Consider the following 20,535-nt stretch of genomic DNA (forward strand, 5'->3'; position numbering starts at 1 on the left):
TCGCCGAGTTCGGTGCCGAGGCCGGACATGCGGGCGCCGCCGAAGGGGATGTTGGGGGCGAGGTCGGCGTGTTTGTTGATCCAGACGGTGCCGCTGTCGAGCTTCTCGGCGAGCGCATAGGCGCGGGCGGGGTCGGACGACCAGATGGAGCCGCCGAGGCCATAGGGCGAGGCGTTGGCGCGGGCGACGGCGTCGTCGGCGTCGGAATATTTGATGACGGGGAGGACGGGGCCGAACTGTTCCTCGTCGACGAGGCGGGCGCCATCCGTTATGTCGCGGACGATGGTGGGGCGGATGAAATAGCCCTTCTCTTCGGCCACGTCGCCGCCGGCGATCACCGTGCCGTGCTTTTTCGAATCCTCGATCAGCTCCTTCACCTTGTCGAACTGCATCTTGTTTTGCAGCGGCCCGAGCTGCGTACCCTGCTTCAACCCGTCGCCGACGATGGTGTTGTTGGCGATGGCGGCGAGCTCGTCGCACATCTCGTCATAGATCGACTCATGCACATAGAGCCGCTTCATGGCGATGCAGACCTGGCCGGAATTCTGGAAGGCGCTCTGGAAGAGCTTCGGCGCGGCTTCCTTGGGGTTCACATCATCCAGCACGATGCCGGCGTCGTTGCCGCCGAGTTCGAGGGTGATGCGCTTGAGAAGTCCGGCGGCGCCCGCCATGACCTTGGCGCCTGTCGCCGTCGAGCCGGTGAAGGAAATCTTGCGGACGTCCGGGTGCGCGGTGAGGGCGGCGCCGAGGTCGTTCGCGTCGGCGATGATGTTCACCACGCCGGCGGGGACGATGTCCGCGATGAGCTCGCCGAGCTTGAGCGAGGTGAGCGGCGTCGTCGGCGCGGGCTTCAGCACCACCGTGTTGCCGGCGAGAAGGGCCGGCGGCAGCTTGAAGGCCATGAGGATCAGCGGGAAGTTCCACGGCACGATGGCGCCGATGACGCCCAAGGGACGGCGATGCGCCTCGACGCGCTTGCCCTCGCTGTCCTCGATCACCTTCACCGGCAGGTCGAGCATGGTGAAATAGCGGAAGAAGGCGGCGGTGCCGTAGACCTCGCCCGTCGCGTCGCCGATCGGCTTGCCCTGTTCCTGCGTGAGGAGCCGCGCGAGATCGGGGGCGTTGGCCTCGATCGCGTCGGCAATCGCGTTCAGCACCTTCTTGCGGTCTGCGATGGGCGTTGCGCTCCAGGCGGGGAAGGCCGACTTGGCGGCGGCGACGGCTTCGTTCAACTGCGCCTCGGAAGCGCGCGAGCAGGAGGCCACCACTTCTTCCGTGGCCGGATTGATGACGTCCATCGATTTCGCGCCGGCAACGAGCTTGCCGTTTATCAGGAGCCTGTAATCGCTCATTTGTGCTTCTCCCTGGATGCGCCTCTGTTCGGGCGTCATTGTTGTCGTTCGGTCCGTTGGGCGAGGGTCAGCGCGTGCCGGTGCGCAGCGGCGCTTCCTTGTGGCGCGGGCGCGAGGCCACGATCTTTTTTTCCTCGAGCCGCTCGCAGGCGCTTTCGAGTTCGGCGAGCTGGGCGTCGACCCGGTCGCGCATTTCGGTTGCCGCCGCGATGCGCTTTCTGAACAGCGAGACGGCGAGACGGTATTGCTCGTCGCGGCCTTCGCCGTTCCTGTAGAGATCGAGGATCTGGCGGATTTCATAAAGCGTCAGGCCGACGTCGCGGCCGCGCAGGATGAGTTGCAGGCGGGCGCGGTCGCGCTTCGAGTAGAGCCTCGCCTGGCCCTGGCGCTCGGGCTCGATGAGACCCTTTTCCTCATAGAAGCGGAGGGCGCGGTGGGTGATGCCGAATTCGGCTGCGAGGTCGGTGATTGTCCAGGTCATTTCGAATAAACCCTCCGACAGACAAGGCGGATGCTCCGGTGTTCCGGAAGCATCCGCCCGCTGAACCACAATTACTGCATGCGCTCGACGATGATGGCAGGCGCCATGCCGCCGGCGGCGCACATGGTGACGAGGCCGTAGCGCTTGTCCTGGCGTTCCAGCTCGTCGACGATGGTGCCGATGAGGATGGAGCCGGTGGCACCGATCGGATGACCGAGCGCGCAGGCGCCGCCATTCACGTTCACCTTGTCGCGGTCGAGCCGGAGGTCGCGGATGAATTTTTCGGCGACGACGGCGAAGGCTTCGTTGATCTCGAAGAGATCGATGTCCTCGACCTTGAGGCCGGCCTTTTCGAGCACCTTGCGCGCGGCGGGAACGGGCGCGTTGAGCATCAGCGTCGGGCAGTCGCCCATGTTGGCGGTGGCGACGATGCGGGCGCGCGGCTTCAAGCCGTTCTTCTTCGCGTATCCGGGCGAGGCGAGAAGGATCGCCGCCGCGCCGTCGACGACGCCCGACGAGTTGCCGGCGTGGTGGACGTGGTTGAACTGCTTGAGGTGCGGATATTTCTGGCGGATGAGATCGCCATAGGTCGTGCCCTCGGCGTCGACCGGAATGCCGGCCCAGGCTTCGAAGGTCGCCTTCAGATTGCCCAGACCTTCGAGCGTCGTCTGCGGACGCGGGAATTCCTCACGGTCGAGCGCGACCGAGCCGTCGTCATTGTAAACCGTGACGAGCGACTTCGAGAAACGGCCTTCCTCGATCGCCTTGGCGGCGCGCTGCTGCGAGACATAGGCAAGCTCGTCCACGGCCTTGCGGTCGATGCCTTCGAGCGTCGCGACGGCATCGGCGCAGACGCCTTGCTGCGACTGCGGATGCTGCTTGCGGAGATGCAGATTGCCCGCATCCATCATCGGCGGCGTCTTCGGGTCGGCGGTGGCGGAGGTGTAGCTCATCATCTCGGTGCCGCCGGCGACGACGAGATCTTCCATGCCGGACATGATCTGCGCGGCGGCGAGATTGACGGTGGTGATGCCCGAGCCGCAGAAGCGGTCGAGGGTGACGCCGGAAGCGCGGATGTCGTAGCCCGCATCGAGCGCGGCCATGCGGCCCATGTCGCCGCCCTGCGCGCCACGCTGGGAGGAGGTGCCCCAGATGATGTCGTCAACTTCGGCGGTGTTGATGTCGTTGCGGCTCGCGAGCGCGGCCAGAACCGTGCGGGCGAGGTGCTGCGGATGAAGATGGGCGAGCGCGCCCTTGCCTACCTTGCCGATGCCGCGCGGGGTGCGTACCGCGTCGATGATCCATGCTTCGCTCATTTATCAGTCTCCCTGGGGCCCGGCGCCGCGGGGCGTTTTTAATGGCGCGTTTAAATTTTTAAATGTAGATTTAAAACGAAAAGAGCGGGAACGCAAGGAGGCGTTGTGGACGCCCACGAAAAGAACAAGGCAAGGGCGGCCCCGGCCAGACCCGCGGCGCGCGACCTGCTGCTGCAAGCGGCAAGCGAGGTCATGAGCGAGCGGGAGACGGTGGACGTTCCGCTGGCCGACATCGCGGCGCGGGCGGACCTGAACGTGGCGCTGGTGAGCTATTATTTCGGCGGCAAGGAGGGCCTGCTGCTGGCGCTGGCGAAGCGCGACGCGGCAACGGCGCTGGGCGAACTCGACCGGCTGATGGGCCTCGACCTGCCGCCGGCCGAAAAGCTGCGGCGGCATCTCGCCGGCGTCATCCGCACTTTCTTCCGCTATCCCTATCTCTACCGGCTGCTGGGCGCCCTGATGCGCGACGCGACGACCGACGCGGCGCGCGAGATCGCCGAATTCTTCGTCGTGCCGCTGACGCTGACGGCGAAGGAGCTGATGGAGGAAGGCGCGAAGGACGGCACGATCCGCCCGCTCGACCCGACGCTGTTCTATCTCGTCGCGCTCGGGGCCTGCGAACATATCTTCGCCAACCCGGCCATCCTCAAGCATGCGCATGGCATCGAGCATCTCGACGACGCGCTCAGGCGGCGCTACACGGATGTCGTGCTCGACACGCTGATGCATGGCTATCTCGTGCCGAAGGATCGCGCTTCTTCCTGACACCTCCCCGCAAACGCGACGACCCGCCCCCGGTTTCCCGGAGACGGGCCGCGACGCGAGGCCGGACTATGGCCTCGGGTTGAGAGTGGCCTCTCTCTAAATACTTCTAGAACGTGTAGGACGCCGTCATGCCGACGAAATCCTTGTCGTAGGAACCGTTCCGGTATTTGGCACCGAAGTTGTTGGTGTAGTCGACCGACAGCCGGTAGGTGTCGAGATAGCTGGCGGTGACGCCGAGGGTGACCGCCTTCTTGCCTTCGACGAAGCCGGGGCCGATGGGACCGGCCGAATAGCCGCTGACGTCATGGCTCCAGACCACCATCGGGCTGAGCGTGACGGGCGTGCCGAAGGCCGTGTGGTAGTCCATCATCGCCAGCATGCGGTAGCCCCAGGAGAAGCTGCTCGCATAAAGCGGCGCGATGCTGCAGGTGCCGGCCTTGTTGCAATTGTCGCCGAAGGTGGCGGCGCTGCCGAAGTTGGGATGCGTTTCGCCCGAACGCGGAATGGCGAAGCGATTGCCGCTCGCATTCGGCAGATACTGGAAGCCGACATTGCCGACGAGGATCAGCAGGTCGCCGCCCAGCCGGCTCACGATCGGGTCCGACGGCGTCAGCGTGCTCAGGGTGTAGAGCTGGCCGTGCAGGGCTTCCGTGTAGCGATAGCCCGGGATGACGCCGCCGAACGGCACGGGCTCTCCATCGTAATAGGACGCCTCGCCCGGTCCCGGCGTGTAGCCGAAATTCTGGATGTCCGCGCCCTGGATTTCGTTCGAGTCGAGCTGGAACGGCATGTCCGGGAAATAGGCAAGTTCGCCGGAGAGCGCCGTCGCATCGCCGAGGACGGGGATGGTCGTATTGAAGCTCGTGCCGAACATGTCGATGTCTTCGGGGAACTGGATAATCAGGTTCTTGTTGGCGCCCGCGGCTTCCGCGAATATGCCCTGGCCGTAGGAGACGGGACGGCCATAGTCGTCCTGAAGAGCCGGCGCCGCATCGGTGCACCCCGAGCCCGAAAGCGAACCGGGAACGGCAGGATTACAGATCAGCTGCAACGCGGCCGTCGTCACGGTCGGCGTCGATGCCGTGGTCGTGCCGAAAGGCAGCTTGCTGTGGAAGTTGACATAGTAGGCGGACAGCTCCGTGCCGTGATTGAGCCATTCGGCATAGTAGCGCAGGGCAAAGCCGAACTGGCCCTGATCGCGTGCTTCCTGATCGCGCCCACGGGGCACAAAGGCCGTGGGAGAATAGCTGGTGCCGTTGCCGAAATTGTAGACTTCGCCGCCGGACACCGCGTAGCGGCAACCGCCCGCCGCCGCATCGCTGGGCGAGAAGAAGCTGCCGCAAGCCGGAAGGATGGACCTTTCCCACTCGAAGACATATTGCGCTTCGAAGGTGAGGTTGGCGGGCAGTCCGATGCTGGCGAAAAGCGAATTCTGCGGCAGGAAGATTTCCTTCAGCTCAACGCCGGGACGCACCAGCGCCGACACGTCGAGCGGGAGATAGGCCGAGACGCCGCCGGGGATGAAGAGACTTTCGCCCCAGTTCACCGCCTGCCGGCCGAGACGCACCGTGAGGGGCATGTCGGCGACAAGGAAGTTGCCGTAAGCGAAAGCGTCGAGAAGATCGAACGAACGCGCCTGGAGGTCATGCGCGCTGTTGCCGCGAAATTCATCATCGAGTTCGCGGCGCTGGCCATAAGGCGCGGCGCCCGGTCCGTATTTGCCGTCGCCGCGGCCAAGCACCTTGTCGCCGACATAATCGTAGAAAGCCTTGGCGCGCACGAAGAAGCCGAACCGATCCCATTTGGCGTCGGCCTCGGAGATGATCTTGACGGGCGCCGAGATGAGGTCCCATTGCTCGACATTGACGTTGCCGTCGTCGGAATTCACGTCGTAATCCGTGCCCCCCGGCGCCGTGCAGCCGCCGTTGTAAACGGAGATGAACTCGCAACCCTGTTTCGACACACGCATGCTGGCGGAAGCCGACACGGTCGTCCCGATATCGATATCGACCGGGCCGGCTTTTATCTGCGCCGCATGGGCCGCAGCCGACATGGCGAAAAACAGTGCCAGCGAGACAAACGGCTGCACAATCCGGAACTTCATACTTTCAATCCTCCCTCAAATCCTTTGCACCGCCCGCGCCCCTCAACGCGGTAACTACGGCAGCACTCCGACAAGCGTGTCGCTGACCGTTTCCAGCGGAAGCGTGTTGCCGGCAATACCGGCGACCGGGCCGAACACCACCGGGAAGACGACGTCGTATGCCGTGGTGCCGTTCGGCAGCAGCGGCGTGGCGAGCAGCGGAACGGCGAGCTCCGTTACCGGCACGATGACCGGCTCAAGCTCTGCAAGCGGAAGCGACGGCAATTCGACCGGCACGGGACCTCCCCCTTCGCCGCCAACGCCGAGCAGGCCGAGAACCACCGGGCTCAGCACCGGCGAAAGATCGCCCAATTGATCCTCATTCGATGTCGCTTGCGCGCCGTCGATGAGGGTCGCGACGAGATCGCCGACGGGGGCAAGCGGCGCGCTGTCGGACGGCGCGATGTCGCCAAGCTGGCCTTCGCCGCCGCCGGTGAGAAGATTGGGAACGAGACCGCCCTCGGTGCCGACGAGCAAGCCCGTGATGTCATGACCGAAGAGATCCTCGCCCAGGCCGCCGTCACCGGAGACACCGAGCGGGGGCACCTGCGATTCGATCTGTGCGAGACCATCCGTCAGCGGCGCGAGAGCGCCTTCCGGGACGATGCCGCCCTCGGGCGCGTTACCGGCAAGCATGCCGCCCGAACCGCCACCGAGCGTGGTGCCGACGAGGCCGCCGCCGCCGAGAAGCGGCGAGACGACGTCGACGCCCAGCAGCTCCTCCGACGCACCGTCCTCGCCGGAGACGCCCATCTGCATGCCGCCTAGCGCCATGGCAGTGGACGAGGAACGTGGGCTCGTGGCGATGGGCGAGTCGCCTCCCGAACCGCATCCGGCCAGAAAGCCCGCTGTGCAAAGCGCAATGATAGATGATCTCATGGTGTCGTCCTCCCGTGTGAACCTGCGTAGCAAATTCGCCGGGCCTGACGATGTAGAGAAATGTGGCGATATGTTCGGAGCTGCGGACGGAGACGACTTTTGTCCGTATACGAATGTCCAGGAGGCGGGCAAGGCGCGGAAGCCGGCGCAGAGGCCTTGTGTGAGTGTAATTCTTTGTAATTCAATTGGACTTGCGGCGGACGCCGCCGCACCCTCACGGAAAATTGCACTTCCGCCGCAAGAACGCTGCGCCAGGACCGGTTTCCCAGCTGTCATTCCGATCAGGTTCTCCTCGATCCCGATGCAGCATCCCTCACCCCGGGAATCCGGCGACGGTTGTCCGCATCCTTGTGACGGAAGACGGCGCCCGCGCCCGGCAAGGACGCGGGCGCCACATTTTCGCCCCGCGCATCTCAGACAAATCCGCAAGCCGCCGCTCCGGCGGCGAACAATTTTGTGCCATTCAAATGCAGGGGAACGACATCGTTGAAAGCAAAACCCCTCGTCTCTGCTTCACTGAGCGATATCAGGCGCGACGCCATCGTGCTGACGGGCTCGATGTCGCTGATCGCGACCGCGCTTTTCGGCGGTTCGGGCGCGCTGATGAAATTTCTGCAGTCAAGCATTCCGGCGACGGCGACGGCGGCCGACCACCGGTACAGGCAATGGGTGTTCGTGCTGAGCAAGGCGGAACCGATGCGGGTGGCGCAGCGGGTGGCGCAGGAGCATGCCGAGGCGGAAGAGGCGCCGCGGCCGCTCGTCTTTCCGCAGCGCATTCCTTCCTGGCGGGCGCATCTGCGAGGCGACCGTGCCTATCTGATGCCCCTGTCGCTGATCCCGCCGTTCCTTGCCGCACTCGCAACCGGCAACCGGCTGCACATGATCAAGGATCCGTCGCTGCGGTTCGATGCGCATATTCCGTGGGAAGCGTCTGTCGAGCGGGGGGAAGAGTTTCACGTCGTGTGGCGCGACGCCCACGGGCAGACCGCGCGGGCCGTTACGCTGCGCCGTGACGACGGCACATGGCGGATGACGCGCGACGAACGCCGCGAGTACGCGGCGGAGGCCCATGACGGGGGCAGCTCCGAGAGCTGGCTCGAACCGTTTCTGCCGGGCCGCAACAGCTAGAGCGAACAATTTTCCCCTAACGCGAAAGAGGCGGGACCGGGGTCCCGCCTCCTTGCCGTGCCGGGAGCATACCGCTCCCGGGAATGCGCGTTTATCAGGTGCCCGGGATGGCCGGCAGACCGCCGGGGAGCCCGCCAAGAAGATCGGTGATCGGGGCGAGCGGATCCGAACCGCCGCCGGAGGGGACGACATCTCCGAGCGCACCGTCATTGCCGCCGCCGAGCAGATCGGCAACCGGAGCGAGCGGGCCGAGCTGCGGACCGACGGGATCTTCACCGAGAATATCCGCGACGAGACCCTGGTCGCCGGTCAGGCCCAGTCCGCCGGCACCGCCGAGCAGATCGGTGACCGGGGCGAGCGGATCGCCGCCATCGCCGCCGCCCGGGAGACCCGGCAGGCCGCCGCCAAGGAGACCGGTGATCGGCGCAAGCGGATCGCCGCCGTCGCCGCCGCCGGGGAGACCCGGCAGGCCGCCGCCAAGGAGATCGGTAATCGGGGCGAGCGGATCGCCGCCGTCACCGCCGCCCGGCAGGCCCGGGATCGCACCTTCGGGAACGATGTCGCCGAGTGCGCCGTCATTGCCGCCGCCGACGAGCATGGGGACCGTGCCGTTGCTGCCGAGCAGCATGCCGACCGGGTCCTGGCCCGCGATGTCGTAGACGAGGCCGTCTTCTCCGGCCACGCCGAGGGCGGGGATCTGATCCGTGATCATGCCGAGCGGCAGGTTTTCGGCGAGGGTATCGACGACCGGCGCAAGGCCGTCCGTGAGCGGCGCAAGAGCATCCGTCAGTTCCGGCGGCAACTGGCCGCCCACCGCGCCGTCGCCACCGCCGCCGAGCACACCTTCGGTGCCGAGAAGCGGGTCCGTGAGCGCGGCGAGGCCGAGCTTCTCCGTCATGCCGCCTTCGCCCGTGACACCGAGGGAGGTGATGGAACTCGTGCCTCCGCCACCGCCGCCGCCCGGGCCGCCACCGAATGCCGAACCATCTGAATTACATGCCGCGACGAGAAGCATCGCGCCTATCGCCACAGCCGCCTTTGCGGAGTTCACAAACATCAGCCCTATCCTCCTCGCGTCATTGAACTGCCGGGGAGCTTAGGTCACACCAGTGTTTTATGGTGTGGAGGCATGTGCAATTGAGTGTGCGTTTGTTTCTCTGCAACCGGACGTTCGGTGGACGGAGGGCGTGTATCATTTCGGGCCTCGCGCCGCAGACGAAAATCCTGCGGCGCGCAACCGTTCCATTTTTTGAAGGCGCGCCTGAAGTTCGCGACGTCGTCGAAGCCGAGAAGGGAAGCGACGTCGGCGACGCAGAGAGGCGTCTCACGCAGATAGCCGCGCGCGAGATGGCTGCGCACGTCGTCGACAATCCCGCGATAGGACATGTTTTCCTCGGCCAGGCGGCGGCGCAGCGTGCGCTCACTCATGTTCAGGCGGCGCGCGGCTTCGTCCATGCCCGGAAAACGGCCGCGCGCGCCGAGGATCATGCGGCGCACATCGCCGCTCAGGCCGTCCGCCGCATCCATCTCGCGCAGCAGGCGCTCACATTGCAGGCGATACATTTCGGCGACGGGAATGCTGGCGGCGGAGAGGGGCTGATCGATGCGGCCGCTGGGGCCAATGAAACGGTTTGCCGCGTGGCCGAAGGAGACGTCGACACCGAGGAAGCGGCGGTAGGTTTCTTCCGGCATTTCAGGGCCATAACCCAGCTCGAGACGACATTCGTCCGGCAGCGGACCGATGAGCTGCCGCAAGGCCGTGAGCACGCCGGCGAAAAAGAGTTCGACCAGAAAATTCGGCGCGCCTTCGACAGCGAAGGGCGGCTCGAAGGTCAGAATTGCGTGATCCGGCGTGAAGGCGAGATGGATGCGGCCCTGCGTGCCCTGAAGGGGACTGTACTGGATCAGCAAACCGGCGGCCTGCCGCAGACTGCGGCTGCTGAGGACCGCGTGTCCGAGCAGGCCGTGCGTTCCCAGATGCATGCTGGAACCGAGGCGAAGCGCGACGGCCCTGTCGCCGGACATCGCGACGAGGTTTTCCGACATGCGGCGGAACTCGTCTTCCGAGACAGGGCCGGTGCGGGGCAGCGGGAAGGCGGCGGGGTCGAGCCCCAGTTCCTTCAGGACCGTTGCGACGATTTCGACATAGCCAGGTTCGATACGCATGTCTCTTGTCCGTTAATGACCCCCTGCTTGGCCGAACATGACCTCCTGCGGTTCCCGGAAATCCCTATTTAAGAGCCAACAGCGCGCCAGACCGCGCAACCACTCAACGCAGCAGGTTCAAAATGCACGGCTCCAGCCTTTCCCGCACGCCGGAAAATGTCGAAATTGTGCCGCGTAACCGGCAATTCAATATCGACGAGACGCTGGCCACCAACTGGCACAGCAACGATCCCTTCCGCACCGCTTTCTTCGATGCGATGTCGATCCTCTTTCCGCTCGGCGAGCAATTCTTCATCGACAGCGTGAAGGCCTTTCGCGACCGGATCGACGATCCGGAACTCCAGCGGCGGATCCGCGGCTTCACGGCGCAGGAATCCGTCCATCGCCGCGAGCACCAGCGCTACAACGAGGCACTGTGCCGGGCACGCGGCGTGTCGCTCGAGCTGATGGAGCGGACGGTGAACCGCCGCCAGGCATTCGCCCGGCGCGTGCTGACGCCGATGCAGCAACTGAGCGGCACGGTCGCCTTCGAACATCTGACGGCGATCCTCGCGGATGCGACGTTCCGCAATCCCGAAGGGCTTGAAGGCGCGCATCCCGAGATGAAGGCGCTCTGGCACTGGCATGCGCTGGAGGAAACTGAACACAAGTCCGTTGCTTTCGATGTCTTCATCGCCGTCGGCGGCAAGACATGGCGGCGGCGGCTTTCGATGGCACTCGTCACCGTCGAATTCACCACGCATGTCATCCGCAACATGCGTCTGCTGCTCCGCGACTACGAAGGATCGCGCCTGAAGCTCTGGGGCGGCGGTTTGAAATTCCTGTTCGGCAAGCGCGGCGCGATGCGCGGGCTGATGCGCCCCTATCTCGATTTCTACAAGAAGGACTTCCATCCCTGGGACCACGACAACCGCGAACTGGTGTCTTCGGTGATGAGCGAATTCGGCGGCGCGACGGTCAATCCGATCTGACCGGCAGCAGCGAACAGGGAGGAATGGCGGATGGCGATGCGTGCGGAGATCGAGACCAGCGACGAGCCGGAGGGCTTTATTCCGGCCCGTCCGATACCGCCGACGGAGCCGCCGGGCATCAGCGCGGCCCTCCTGAGGCCGCATCTCCTCGCCAACCTGATCGCCTCCTATCCCGATTTCTGGTACAGCGCGAAATCCTGCGATTTCCGCGTCGGCATCGCGCGCGGCGGACGCGGCACGATGGTGAACGATCCCGAAGCGATCCGCCGTATCCTCGTCAGCGACGTCGAGCATTTTCCCAAGGACGACAACCAGCTTGCGATCCTGAAACCGCTGCTGGGCAACGGTCTCTTGACGGCGGAAGGCACGACGTGGCGGCGCAACCGGAAGCTTGCAGCGCCGATCTTCCAGCATTCCAGCGTGCGGGACTTCGCGCCGCTCTTCGTGCGCGCGGCGGAACGCTCCGCACGCCGGGCGATGGCGCAGCAGGGCTTCTTTCCCATCGACCGCGAGATGACGACGCTGACGCTCGAGATCATCGGCGAGGCGGTGCTGAGCGCCAATCTCGATGAGGATGTCGACGGCATTTCCCATACGGTGACGTCGATACTGGACAAGTTTCCGGCGATGTTTCTCGCCTCCGCCTTCCTGCCGGGCGCGCTGCGCAACCGGGCAATCGAGGCCGTGGTACGGCGGGGCCGGCGCAAGCTCGACATATTCGCGGGGCGGATCATCGAGGAAGCGCGCAAGGACGGCGACGAGACCACGCTGCTGCGCCGGCTGATGACGGCATCGCAAAGCGAAGCCGGACACGAGATGACGCTCGACCAGGTGCGCGACGAGGTGGCGACTTTCCTTCTCGCCGGGCACGAGACGACCGCGACCACCATGGCGTGGGTCTGGTATCTGCTGACGGTGCATCCCGAATGGCAGGAGCGGCTTTACGAAGAAGTCCACGAGGTGACGGGCGGACGGCGGCTGACGATCGACGACGTACCGTCGCTCGTTCTGACGCGCGCCGTGATCGACGAGGCGCTGCGGCTTTATCCGCCGGTCGCAAACCTGATGCGCCGGGCGAACAAGACCATCGAACTCACGCCGGACATCACCGTCGAGCGCGGCCAGTCGATACTCATTTCGCCGTGGCTGCTGCACCGGCACCGCCGGCTGTGGCGCGAGCCCGACCGCTTCGACCCGACGCGCTTTCTCGGCGAGGAAGCAGCGGGGCGTCAGCGCCACAGCTATATGCCGTTCGGCGCGGGCCCCCGCATCTGCATCGGGGCGAGTTTCGCGCTGCTCGAAGCGGTGCTCATTCTGGGCACGTTCGCGCAGCGCGCGCGCATCAAGGTCGTCAATGCCGACCAGGTGATGCCGCAGGCCCGCATCGTGCTGCGGCCGAACGTACCGCTGCGAGCCGTGGTCACGCCGCGCAAAATCTATGGGTGACGCTTTTCGTCCCGCACACTCATCGACAAAAGCCGACAACATAAGATCAAGTTGTTTGACTCAGCTTGCTAGATTTCTTCCCGGAAACGACGACGCCGGCCGCGCCGGCATAGCGACGGGAGAAGAGAAATGAGCAAGGCCAAGCACCTTTTCGCCGCGACGGCTACGCTGACGGCGATCTTCATGGCGAGCCCCGCGGACGCGGCGCAACGCTATGCGCTGCAGACGGGCGCCGATCTCGCGGCGGTCTGCGCCAATCCGGCGGCGTCCGGCACCGTGACGGAAGAGGAAAGCGCACGGCTGAGCGTCTGCGGCGCCTACATCCAGGGATTTCTCGGTCATTACGCGGTGGCGCGGCGCGGCATCGACAAGCCTACCTTTTGCCTGCCGGCGGAAGGCGTGAGCGCGGAGAATGTGCGCCAGCTCTTTCTGGCGCTTCTCGAGCAGCGGCCGCAAATAAGGGACCTGCCCGCCAATCTCGATCTCACCACAAGCCTGGCTTGGGGATATTCCTGCGACAAGAAAGCCGCGAAGTGAACGAGGGACCGCGCGGCAAATCGCAAATGCCGCGCGGGAGCCGGTCAGTTCGGGAAAGCCTCGCCCACGTCGCAGCGCTTGCGCCACTCCGAGAGAAGGGCAACCAGCAGATCCCGAAGTTCGTCGTCGCTCAAGCTTTCGACGGCACCAGCCAGGTCCGTCGTCCGATCGTCGATCGGGCTCTGGCTGCCGTCCTTGAGTTCGCATTCCTGGTTCATGGGCCTGGTCCTCGATATGACACTTCTCAAGCCGTCGGTCGCTTAACATGTGTTCGACCTTGCAGGGAAAAACAGCCCGCAAGGTGTAGAAAACTGTATGGATTGGTAAAGGATGGGCTCGGCAAAAATGCGCGCCCGCAAGAAATCGCGGCGAGCGTGTGCGTAAATATGAAAAATGGAACCTTCGGCAATCCAGACCGATGCCGCACAGTCGCCGCATTTTCTATAGGATTCGGAAACTGCGACGGTCTAGACTTGGCAATATACAACAATGGTGTGCCGGGACGTTCCGTCCCTGAATTCGCCAGAGACAATGCCAGGGAAGTTCGAGATCGTCGAATTAGTTGCGTTCGAGTTTGTTGAGTTGAGTTCGTTGAATTGTTAGTCCGGCGGGAGGGAGACAATGGCAATGACGGCGGAGCAGAACGGATCTGCGGGCGCATCGGGCACACATGCGGCCTCGCTATTATTGGTGGACGACGACCCGGACATGCGCGAGGAGATGAGATCCTATCTCAGCGCGAACGGGATGATCGTCATGGAGGCGGGCGACGCGGCATCCGCGCTCCAGGTTTTTTCCGAGAACAAGTTCGATCTCGTCATACTCGACCTGCTTCTGGGCGCCGATAACGGCTTCGACGTGCTGCGGGCGATCCGCCAGACGCACGGCACTCCCTGCATCATGGTGACGGGACAAGGCGAGGCAACCGACAAGGTTGTAGGTCTCGAGCTTGGCGCCGACGATTACGTGGTGAAGCCGGTCAACCTGCGCGAGTTGCTTGCGCGCATCCGGGCGCTGCTGCGCCGGTCGGGCGGCTCCGGCGGTTCGGGCGCGCGCACGGGCGTTTCCGCGAGGGAGGGTGAGGAAGCGGGCGCGCAGTGGAAGTTCGATCCGCATCGCCGCCGGCTTTCCGCGCCGGACGGCGCGCTGGTGCCGCTGACGACAGCGGAATGCGATCTGCTGATCGAACTCGTGGCGCATGAAGGCAATCCGCAAACGCGCGAGGAACTTTGCCGCCGCGTGTTCAACCGGCAATGGCAGCCCTATGACCGCAGCCTCGACAGCATCGTGGTGAAGCTGCGGCGGAAGCTCGAACCCAATCCCGATCATCCGATGGTGATAAAGACCATTCGCGGCAAGGGCTACCTGTTCACGGGCTTTCCGAGCGGCGACTGACCCGAGACGTCAAGCGGCATCGCGCGGCAGCACGACCGCGACATAGCCGCCGCGCTCGTGGTTGCCGACTTCGATGCGGCCGCCGCTCTCGCGCACGATCGCATCGCAGATGGCGAGACCAAGGCCGGTGCCATGCTCCGGCGATTTGGTGGTGAAGAAGGGCTCCAGCACGCGCGCGGCGATTTCGGGACGGAAGCCCGGCCCGCTATCCTCGACGCGGAGCACGACCATTCCCTTCTCGTCGGGCGACGGCGCGGCGGCGATCCGTATCAGCCCTTCGGCGCGCTCATGTCTGGCGCCGATGCCCGAGATGGCATCGACCGCGTTCTGCAGCAGATTGCCGATGACCTGCTCAAGCTGCAGTTGATCCGCATAGACCGTCATCTCCGGCGGCACGTCGAGTTCCAGACGGGTACCAGCGCGCAGCAGAACGTGGTGCATGATGGCCTCCACATTTTCCACGACATTGCGCAGGACAAGGGAGGCATTCTCGCCGACGCTCTTGCGGCCGAAGCGGCGCATGCGGTCGATGACATCGCTGGCGCGTTCGACCTGGGCGAGAACGCGCTTTGTCTTTTGAGCGGCCGCTTCGCCGTCGAATTCCGGCGCCTCGAGAAGATATTCGAGGTTCTGCACGGCGAGGGAAATCGTGTTGAGGGGCTGGCGAAGCTCATGCGCGATGCTTGCCGACATCTGCCCGAGCGCCGCCATCTTGGCCGTCTGGGCGAGTTGCGATTGCTCCTCGCGCAGAAGCAATGCCTGACGGAGCAGCAAGGTGAACCTGTCCGCGAAATCGAGATCGGCGGCGGCGAAGCCTTCGATGCGGCGCGTGGTGCAGAGAAGGAAAGCGGCATCGCCGCGCAGCGGAAGAGAGAGAACGGCGATCTGGCGTCCGTCCAGGCCGAAGGCATTCGCGATGCCGCGGCCTTCCGTTGCGTCCGTGTCGTAGACGCTCACGGTACCGCCCGGCGCATTGCCCGCGATGAGATCAAGCGCGGCGCCGGCGCCGGGGCCGAGGGTCCGCTGCTGCGGCACGAGGATACGCGCCTTGCCATCGAGCCCGCGTTCGACGACGCAGGCATCGCTGCCGCCGATGCAGTCGCCGATGAGGCCGACGAGGCGCGACATCTTCTCGCGCGACGAATCCTGACCAAGCAGGAGACGCAATCCCTGAAGCATGGCCTCCGCCTCGCGCCGGTGCTGTTCCTCGCGCAGGCGCGCGCCGCGCATCTGCACGAGCATGGCGGCCGTCTCACGCGTGTGGTGCGAGGGGGCATCGCGCCCAATCACCGTGAAGGTGCCTATGTAGGGCGCTTCGTCGTCGCCCGCGCGCGCCATGCCCGACACGTAGAGCGTTTCGCCGGAGGGAAGACGGCTGAGCGCATCTCCCGGCAGATGCGCCCGCATGTGGCGGACGCTGCCTTGCTGTTCCAGAAAATCGAACAGGCTCTGGCCGCCGCCGCCGATACGCAGGGATTTCAGGTCCATGCCATCGACGATGCGGCCGATGTCGCCGCGGCGATTGAGGATGCGGCGGCAGCGGAGAATGCCTTCGGCGGAGGCTTCCCAGACGATGTCGGCACCGAGTTCGAGCCAGGCGCGCGTGGCCTCGTACATGGTGTCGAAACGGCGCCTCTCCATCGCGGCGACCTTTTGTTTACGAATGCGGATGACGGCGGTTGCCGCGATATCCGCGAGGCCATAGGCATGTGCCGCCATGGCTTCGTTCATCCGGTCGAGCTTCAGCGCGATGGCGACCCGGATGCCCGTTTCGTCGCCCAGGCCGTCGGCGGAGAGGAGGCCGTGCCAGACGCCGCCGCGCGCGGGCGTCAGTTCGCCGCCGGAGCGGGCGGCGCGGCTGTACCAGTCGGAAAATATATTGTCCTCATCGAGCGAAAGACCGCCGCGCGAAGACTGCCAGAGAACGAGCGCGCGGCCATTCGGCGACAGGCCGAGCTCGCAGATCGAGACGAGGCCGGAGGAGAGCGCCGCCAGACGATGCGCCGCCCCATCGAGCGCAGCATGGAGCTCATCATCCGTCGCGGCGCGGGAAAGCGAGAGCGCGGCTTCCGCGAAGGTGGAGAGCAAATCCGCGACGGGGAATTCCCCATCGTCGTTGGCGGGCTTTCCCTCGATCGTCATGCCGCGTCCTAACCCGATGGATCGGAGACGACATAGGTCGTCCTGACCCGCACCGTTTCATCCGGCGTCGGAATGAACGGCAGAAGGGAAAAACGCGTGTCCGTGTAGACGAGGTTGATTTCGACCGCCCTGCCGACGCTGGTATCCTGCCAGACGAAGCTCGGCGGCGCCGCGCTGGCCACGTCGATCAGCGGCGAATAGGCGTTGAGGACTTCGTAGATTGCATCCGTGGCGCGCTGCTCGCGTTCGCCGTCGTCGAGACCCGCCACGGCGGCGCGGCCGCCTTCCGCAACCGCATAGGAAAGCGCGATGCGGGTCGCGAACTGGAAGCCGTAGGAAATAATCCCGAACAGGATGGCGAGGAAGAGAGCGGCGATGAAGGCGAATTCGATCGCCACCGAGCCGCGCTCGTCACGGACAAGGCGCGGCGAGGCGGGCGCCCCCCCGCGAGAGGGAGCGCCACGCGAAACGCGAAACCTGTCACGCAAATACGGGTACATCAGATAATTGCGCAGCGGCTAACCGCCGCCGCCACCGCCGCCACCACTCGCAGCGCTGGAGAGATCGGAGTCGATCTGCCCGAATATCGTCCCCAAATTGGTTCTGATATCGCCCATGAACGCCCACAATCCGACCGCGATGCCCGCGGCGAGCAAGCCGTATTCGACAGCGGAGATGCCGCTCTCGTCTTCCACGAAGCGGCGCAGAAACGCCGTCTTTTTACCTTCAGACATTGAACCCTCCTTGATGTTGCCGTTTCCGGCACCGACTTCTCCGGGGCCCCCGCCCCGGACTCCCACTCTGCCAGTTACATTCCGATCCATCACAGTCATTCAACCCGAGCCCGGTTAATGCTGCTTCCAGTTTCCTTAATGGTTCCTGAATTCTGCAATACTCGACTTGCCTTTACTTCATTCCCCTTAAGAAAACAGATATTTTACTTTCTATTCACACAGAACCGCTTCCGTAACTCACGGGCGGGCATTTGGTTCCATATTAATCGGCTTTCCAATACTCTCCAGATATTCTTCGTAAATCCGATTTGCCTCGCTCGCCCGCATGGGCTTCGCCTTTCCCTGCGCCGCATATTGGGCGTCGAGAACGGCCTCCGCCCGCGAGGCCCCTTGGGGCGGCGTGCGCGGCTCAGCACAGGCGGCCAGCGAGAGGACGAGAAGCCCTCCCAAGGCCATCCAGGGCGACCTGAAAAGCATCTTCATCACATATCCTCCTTGGCCGGACCGGCGGGTTGGCGTTCTCTCACCCAGGCGGCGGCAAAATCCTGAACTTCCGCCCGTTCGCGCGAGGCCGGAATGCCGGCCAGCAGACGCCGGGCCTCCTCGTTCTTGCCCGTCATCATGAAGGCGATCAGGAGATTGTTGCGGATCGAGCCAGACGAAGGATCGAGCTCCTGCGCCTGACGCAGATTGAACTCCGCCGCCTTGAGCCGGTCGCCGCCGATGGTGAGCTGCGCATAACCCAGATTGTTCAGGAATTCGGCGCTCGAAGGCCGCGCGGCAACGGCCTTGCGGAATTCTTCCTCCGCGCCGACCCAATCGCCTTGCGCCGCCCTTGCCCGGCCGAGACCGCTGAAGCCATCGGCCGCGAGTTCGGTATTTCCGAGCTTCGCAAAAGCCGCGGCAGCCTCCTCATATTGTTCGGTGCCGAGCAGCGCCTCGCCGTAGAGCTGGTGGAAATAGGGCGTCTTCTTTTCCTTGACCGCATATTGATCGAGATAGGCCAGCGCGGCGCGATACCGGCCCTGGCTGAGAAGGCCGTTCACGACGCTCAGGTAGAGTTTCGACGTGGAAGCGCCGTCGAGCGATTGCACCTCGCTCGCGCGGGGCGAGACGACGGAAACCGGATCGAAGCCATAATCGGCGCAGGCGCCGAGCGAAAGGCAAATGGATAGCGCGAAGAAACGTTTCATGGCGCCGTACCTCTCTTCGTCATCTGCTCGCCGGCGGATTTCAGTGCGCCTGTGAGCGTAACCACGGCCGGACCGGCCAACACGATCAGCAGCACCGGCATGAAGAACACGATCATCACAAGCGTGAGCTGCGGCGCCTTGCGGCCGACCTGCTCGCGCGCCGTCGCCATGCGCTTGTCCGACAGATCGGCGGAGAAGCGGCGCAAGGTCGTGCCGAGTTCGCCGCCCTGGAAGAGGGCCTGCTTGATGGTGGCGGCGAGGTCCTGACCTTCGTCGAGGCCGAGCCGCTGGCCGAGACGGTCGAGCGCCGCATCGTAGGGCATGCCGGCATCTATGTCGGCGATGTGCCGGCGCAGCACCTCGCCCGTGACCGGCGCCGTGCCCGGAACCACACTCGCGACATAGCGCATGCATTGATCGATGCTGACGCCCGCATCCAGCGCCATCAGCATGATGTCGAGCACAGGCGGAAGCTCGCGGCGAATGGTGGCGGCGCGGCGGTCGGCATAGACGCCGAGGGCGATCACGACATAGCGATAGAAGAGATAGCCGAAGAAGAGGCCGAGAAGAAAATCGACGGCGGAGGGCCCCGCCATGCCGGCGCGAGCGACGAGGATGCCGAGCCCGACGGCGAGCGCGATGCAGTACCGCAGGGCAACGAAGATGTAGACGGCCGAGGGCTGGAAGAAGCCCGCGCGGAGGACGAGCGCGCGAAGTTCCCTGTTTACCCGCGCACCCTCGATGCGGCGGCCGAGGCGCTCGAGAAAGGCAAGCGTCATTTCAACCAGCGTGCCGTGCTCTCGGTCGGGCATGAAGAGAAGCGAGAGGCGCGTGGCGACCTCGTGACGGCGGAGAAGCAGCGAGAAGGAGGCGACAAAGACCAGCGTGCCCGCCATCAATGCGAGCGCCGCTACCATCCATGTCAGTCCGTCCAGCACCGTTCCCGTTTCCTTTCTAGAAGCTTGTGCGCACGACGCTGCGCATCATGAAGGCACCGAGTATCTGAGACAGCGCGCAATAGACGAGAAGCTGGCGGCCCACAGGCTCGTCGATGAACCATCGGACATAGTCCGGGCTCTGCACCATGACTACGGAGGCGACGACCATGGGGAGCAGACCGAGCACCCAGGCGCTCGCACGAATCTGCGAGGTGCTGACGCGGACCTCGCGCAGCACGGCGGCGCGGCGGCGGATATTGTCGATCAGGTTCGACAGGATCGCGGTCAACGAGCCGCCGAAGCGGAGGTTGGTTTCGATGGCGGTGCCGAAGAGGCGCAACTCATAGAGATCGAGATCTTCCGCGAGCTGGTTCACGCTTTCGGCGACGCCGGCGCCGTTCGCAATCCGGCGAATGGTGGGTGAGAAGAATTCGACGACGATGGGCGGCGACGACTGGGTGGCGCGGGCGAGCGCGACGGAGAGGCTGTTGCCTACGACCAGCAATTGCCTGACGCGGTCGAAGAAACCCAGCATCGCTTCCGAAAGCGCGTTCATTCGCTGGCGCGCGCGATAGTCCACAATGGCGACGACGATGAGGAGCGCGCTGAGAAGCACGACGCTCGCCACGAGCAAGCCGAGAAGGATCATCAGCGAGAGCCAGACGCAAAGCGCGAAGATGAGGATCGCCGTCAGCCGCTCGGGCGGCAGCTGGATGCCTGCCTGATAGAGACGGTTGCGCGCAAGCGCGGGCAGGAGCGCGGTCGGGTCCGGCCAGCCGCCGAAGAGAAGCTCGGACTTCGCCCTTCCCTGCATTCCGACAATCTCGCCGAGGCGCAGATTGATTTCCATGTCCCGGCGCGCGCGCCACAGCAAAAGAAAAGCGAAGGCGCCGCCGCCGAGGCAGAGCAAGGCAAGAAGAACGGTCGATGCCTGCATCATCGAAGCCAC

At 64.7% G+C, this 20,535-nt stretch carries 21 protein-coding genes; 6 read left to right on the forward strand and 15 right to left on the reverse strand.

The genetic code is table 11. The features are described from left to right. From Q8S60_RS12775 to Q8S60_RS12785, 3 genes are all read right to left on the reverse strand, one after another. A partial coding sequence (locus Q8S60_RS12775) for an aldehyde dehydrogenase family protein (protein WP_305668608.1) occupies window positions 1-1,352 on the reverse strand: 1,352 nt, incomplete at its 3' end. Between the two features lie 67 nt (window positions 1,353-1,419). Next, window positions 1,420-1,833: a MerR family DNA-binding transcriptional regulator gene (locus Q8S60_RS12780; protein ID WP_305275596.1), complete on the reverse strand. Its 414-nt coding sequence runs from the start codon at window positions 1,831-1,833 to the stop codon at window positions 1,420-1,422. Window positions 1,834-1,904: 71 nt separating this feature from the next. Beyond that, a complete protein-coding gene (locus tag Q8S60_RS12785) occupies window positions 1,905-3,149 on the reverse strand; it encodes an acetyl-CoA C-acetyltransferase (protein WP_305275595.1) in 1,245 nt (414 codons plus the stop codon). Window positions 3,150-3,254: 105 nt separating this feature from the next. On the opposite strand from Q8S60_RS12785, the gene Q8S60_RS12790 reads away from it, so the two are divergent. Then, window positions 3,255-3,914 (forward strand): TetR family transcriptional regulator, encoded by a 660-nt coding sequence (locus tag Q8S60_RS12790; protein WP_305275594.1) that lies wholly within the window; start codon window positions 3,255-3,257, stop codon window positions 3,912-3,914. Window positions 3,915-4,020: 106 nt separating this feature from the next. Here the strand turns inward: Q8S60_RS12790 and Q8S60_RS12795 are convergent, their stop codons facing one another. Then, complete coding sequence (locus tag Q8S60_RS12795) at window positions 4,021-6,018, reverse strand: DUF1302 domain-containing protein (protein ID WP_305275593.1); 1,998 nt, start codon at window positions 6,016-6,018, stop codon at window positions 4,021-4,023. Window positions 6,019-6,072: 54 nt separating this feature from the next. Beyond that, entirely contained in the window at window positions 6,073-6,936 is an 864-nt protein-coding gene (locus Q8S60_RS12800; protein WP_305275592.1) for a hypothetical protein, read from the reverse strand. A gap of 486 nt (window positions 6,937-7,422) precedes the next feature. On the opposite strand from Q8S60_RS12800, the gene Q8S60_RS12805 reads away from it, so the two are divergent. Further along, window positions 7,423-8,064, forward strand: a complete 642-nt coding sequence (locus Q8S60_RS12805) for a hypothetical protein (protein WP_305275591.1) — start codon at window positions 7,423-7,425, stop codon at window positions 8,062-8,064. A 94-nt stretch (window positions 8,065-8,158) separates the two neighbouring features. On the opposite strand, the gene Q8S60_RS12810 is transcribed toward Q8S60_RS12805, so the two are convergent. Next, window positions 8,159-9,121 (reverse strand): hypothetical protein, encoded by a 963-nt coding sequence (locus Q8S60_RS12810; RefSeq protein WP_305275590.1) that lies wholly within the window; start codon window positions 9,119-9,121, stop codon window positions 8,159-8,161. 44 nt (window positions 9,122-9,165) lie between these two features. Further along, on the reverse strand, window positions 9,166-10,230 hold the full coding sequence (locus tag Q8S60_RS12815) for an AraC family transcriptional regulator (protein WP_305275589.1): 1,065 nt from the start codon (window positions 10,228-10,230) through the stop codon (window positions 9,166-9,168). A gap of 122 nt (window positions 10,231-10,352) precedes the next feature. Between Q8S60_RS12815 and Q8S60_RS12820 the strand changes: the two genes are divergently transcribed. From Q8S60_RS12820 to Q8S60_RS12830, 3 genes are all read left to right on the forward strand, one after another. Further along, window positions 10,353-11,201 (forward strand): metal-dependent hydrolase, encoded by an 849-nt coding sequence (locus Q8S60_RS12820; protein WP_305275588.1) that lies wholly within the window; start codon window positions 10,353-10,355, stop codon window positions 11,199-11,201. A gap of 30 nt (window positions 11,202-11,231) precedes the next feature. Further along, the gene (locus tag Q8S60_RS12825; RefSeq protein ID WP_305275587.1) at window positions 11,232-12,647 is read left to right on the forward strand and encodes a cytochrome P450; all 1,416 of its coding nucleotides are present in this window, start codon (window positions 11,232-11,234) and stop codon (window positions 12,645-12,647) included. 129 nt (window positions 12,648-12,776) lie between these two features. Then, a complete protein-coding gene (locus Q8S60_RS12830) occupies window positions 12,777-13,184 on the forward strand; it encodes a Rap1a/Tai family immunity protein (RefSeq protein ID WP_305275586.1) in 408 nt (135 codons plus the stop codon). Window positions 13,185-13,228: 44 nt separating this feature from the next. Here the strand turns inward: Q8S60_RS12830 and Q8S60_RS12835 are convergent, their stop codons facing one another. Then, the gene (locus Q8S60_RS12835) at window positions 13,229-13,402 is read right to left on the reverse strand and encodes a hypothetical protein (protein ID WP_305275585.1); all 174 of its coding nucleotides are present in this window, start codon (window positions 13,400-13,402) and stop codon (window positions 13,229-13,231) included. 403 nt (window positions 13,403-13,805) lie between these two features. Here Q8S60_RS12835 and Q8S60_RS12840 point away from each other — a divergent pair, with 403 nt between their 5' ends. Further along, window positions 13,806-14,579, forward strand: coding sequence for a response regulator transcription factor (locus Q8S60_RS12840; RefSeq protein WP_305668609.1), 774 nt, complete (start codon window positions 13,806-13,808; stop codon window positions 14,577-14,579). Window positions 14,580-14,588: 9 nt separating this feature from the next. Here the strand turns inward: Q8S60_RS12840 and Q8S60_RS12845 are convergent, their stop codons facing one another. The 7 genes from Q8S60_RS12845 to Q8S60_RS12875 all read right to left on the reverse strand — a co-directional run bounded on the left by Q8S60_RS12845 (window position 14,589) and on the right by Q8S60_RS12875 (window position 20,526). Continuing rightward, window positions 14,589-16,721, reverse strand: coding sequence for an ATP-binding protein (locus Q8S60_RS12845; RefSeq protein ID WP_305668610.1), 2,133 nt, complete (start codon window positions 16,719-16,721; stop codon window positions 14,589-14,591). Window positions 16,722-16,729: 8 nt separating this feature from the next. Beyond that, window positions 16,730-17,119, reverse strand: coding sequence for a TadE/TadG family type IV pilus assembly protein (locus Q8S60_RS12850; protein ID WP_305668611.1), 390 nt, complete (start codon window positions 17,117-17,119; stop codon window positions 16,730-16,732). A gap of 120 nt (window positions 17,120-17,239) precedes the next feature. After that, window positions 17,240-17,455, reverse strand: a complete 216-nt coding sequence (locus Q8S60_RS12855; RefSeq protein WP_305668612.1) for a Flp family type IVb pilin — start codon at window positions 17,453-17,455, stop codon at window positions 17,240-17,242. A 237-nt stretch (window positions 17,456-17,692) separates the two neighbouring features. After that, entirely contained in the window at window positions 17,693-17,938 is a 246-nt protein-coding gene (locus Q8S60_RS12860) for a hypothetical protein (protein WP_305668613.1), read from the reverse strand. Next, the gene (locus Q8S60_RS12865) at window positions 17,938-18,648 is read right to left on the reverse strand and encodes a tetratricopeptide repeat protein (RefSeq protein WP_305668614.1); all 711 of its coding nucleotides are present in this window, start codon (window positions 18,646-18,648) and stop codon (window positions 17,938-17,940) included. The genes Q8S60_RS12860 and Q8S60_RS12865 overlap by 1 nt, the downstream gene beginning before the upstream one ends. Continuing rightward, on the reverse strand, window positions 18,645-19,586 hold the full coding sequence (locus Q8S60_RS12870; RefSeq protein ID WP_305668615.1) for a type II secretion system F family protein: 942 nt from the start codon (window positions 19,584-19,586) through the stop codon (window positions 18,645-18,647). The genes Q8S60_RS12865 and Q8S60_RS12870 overlap by 4 nt, the downstream gene beginning before the upstream one ends. A gap of 16 nt (window positions 19,587-19,602) precedes the next feature. Continuing rightward, on the reverse strand, window positions 19,603-20,526 hold the full coding sequence (locus Q8S60_RS12875; protein WP_305668616.1) for a type II secretion system F family protein: 924 nt from the start codon (window positions 20,524-20,526) through the stop codon (window positions 19,603-19,605). Window positions 20,527-20,535: the final 9 nt, after the last annotated feature.

Origin of the sequence: Parvibaculum sp., from assembly GCF_030694575.1 — a bacterium.
Classification (GTDB): Bacteria; Pseudomonadota; Alphaproteobacteria; order Parvibaculales; family Parvibaculaceae; genus Parvibaculum.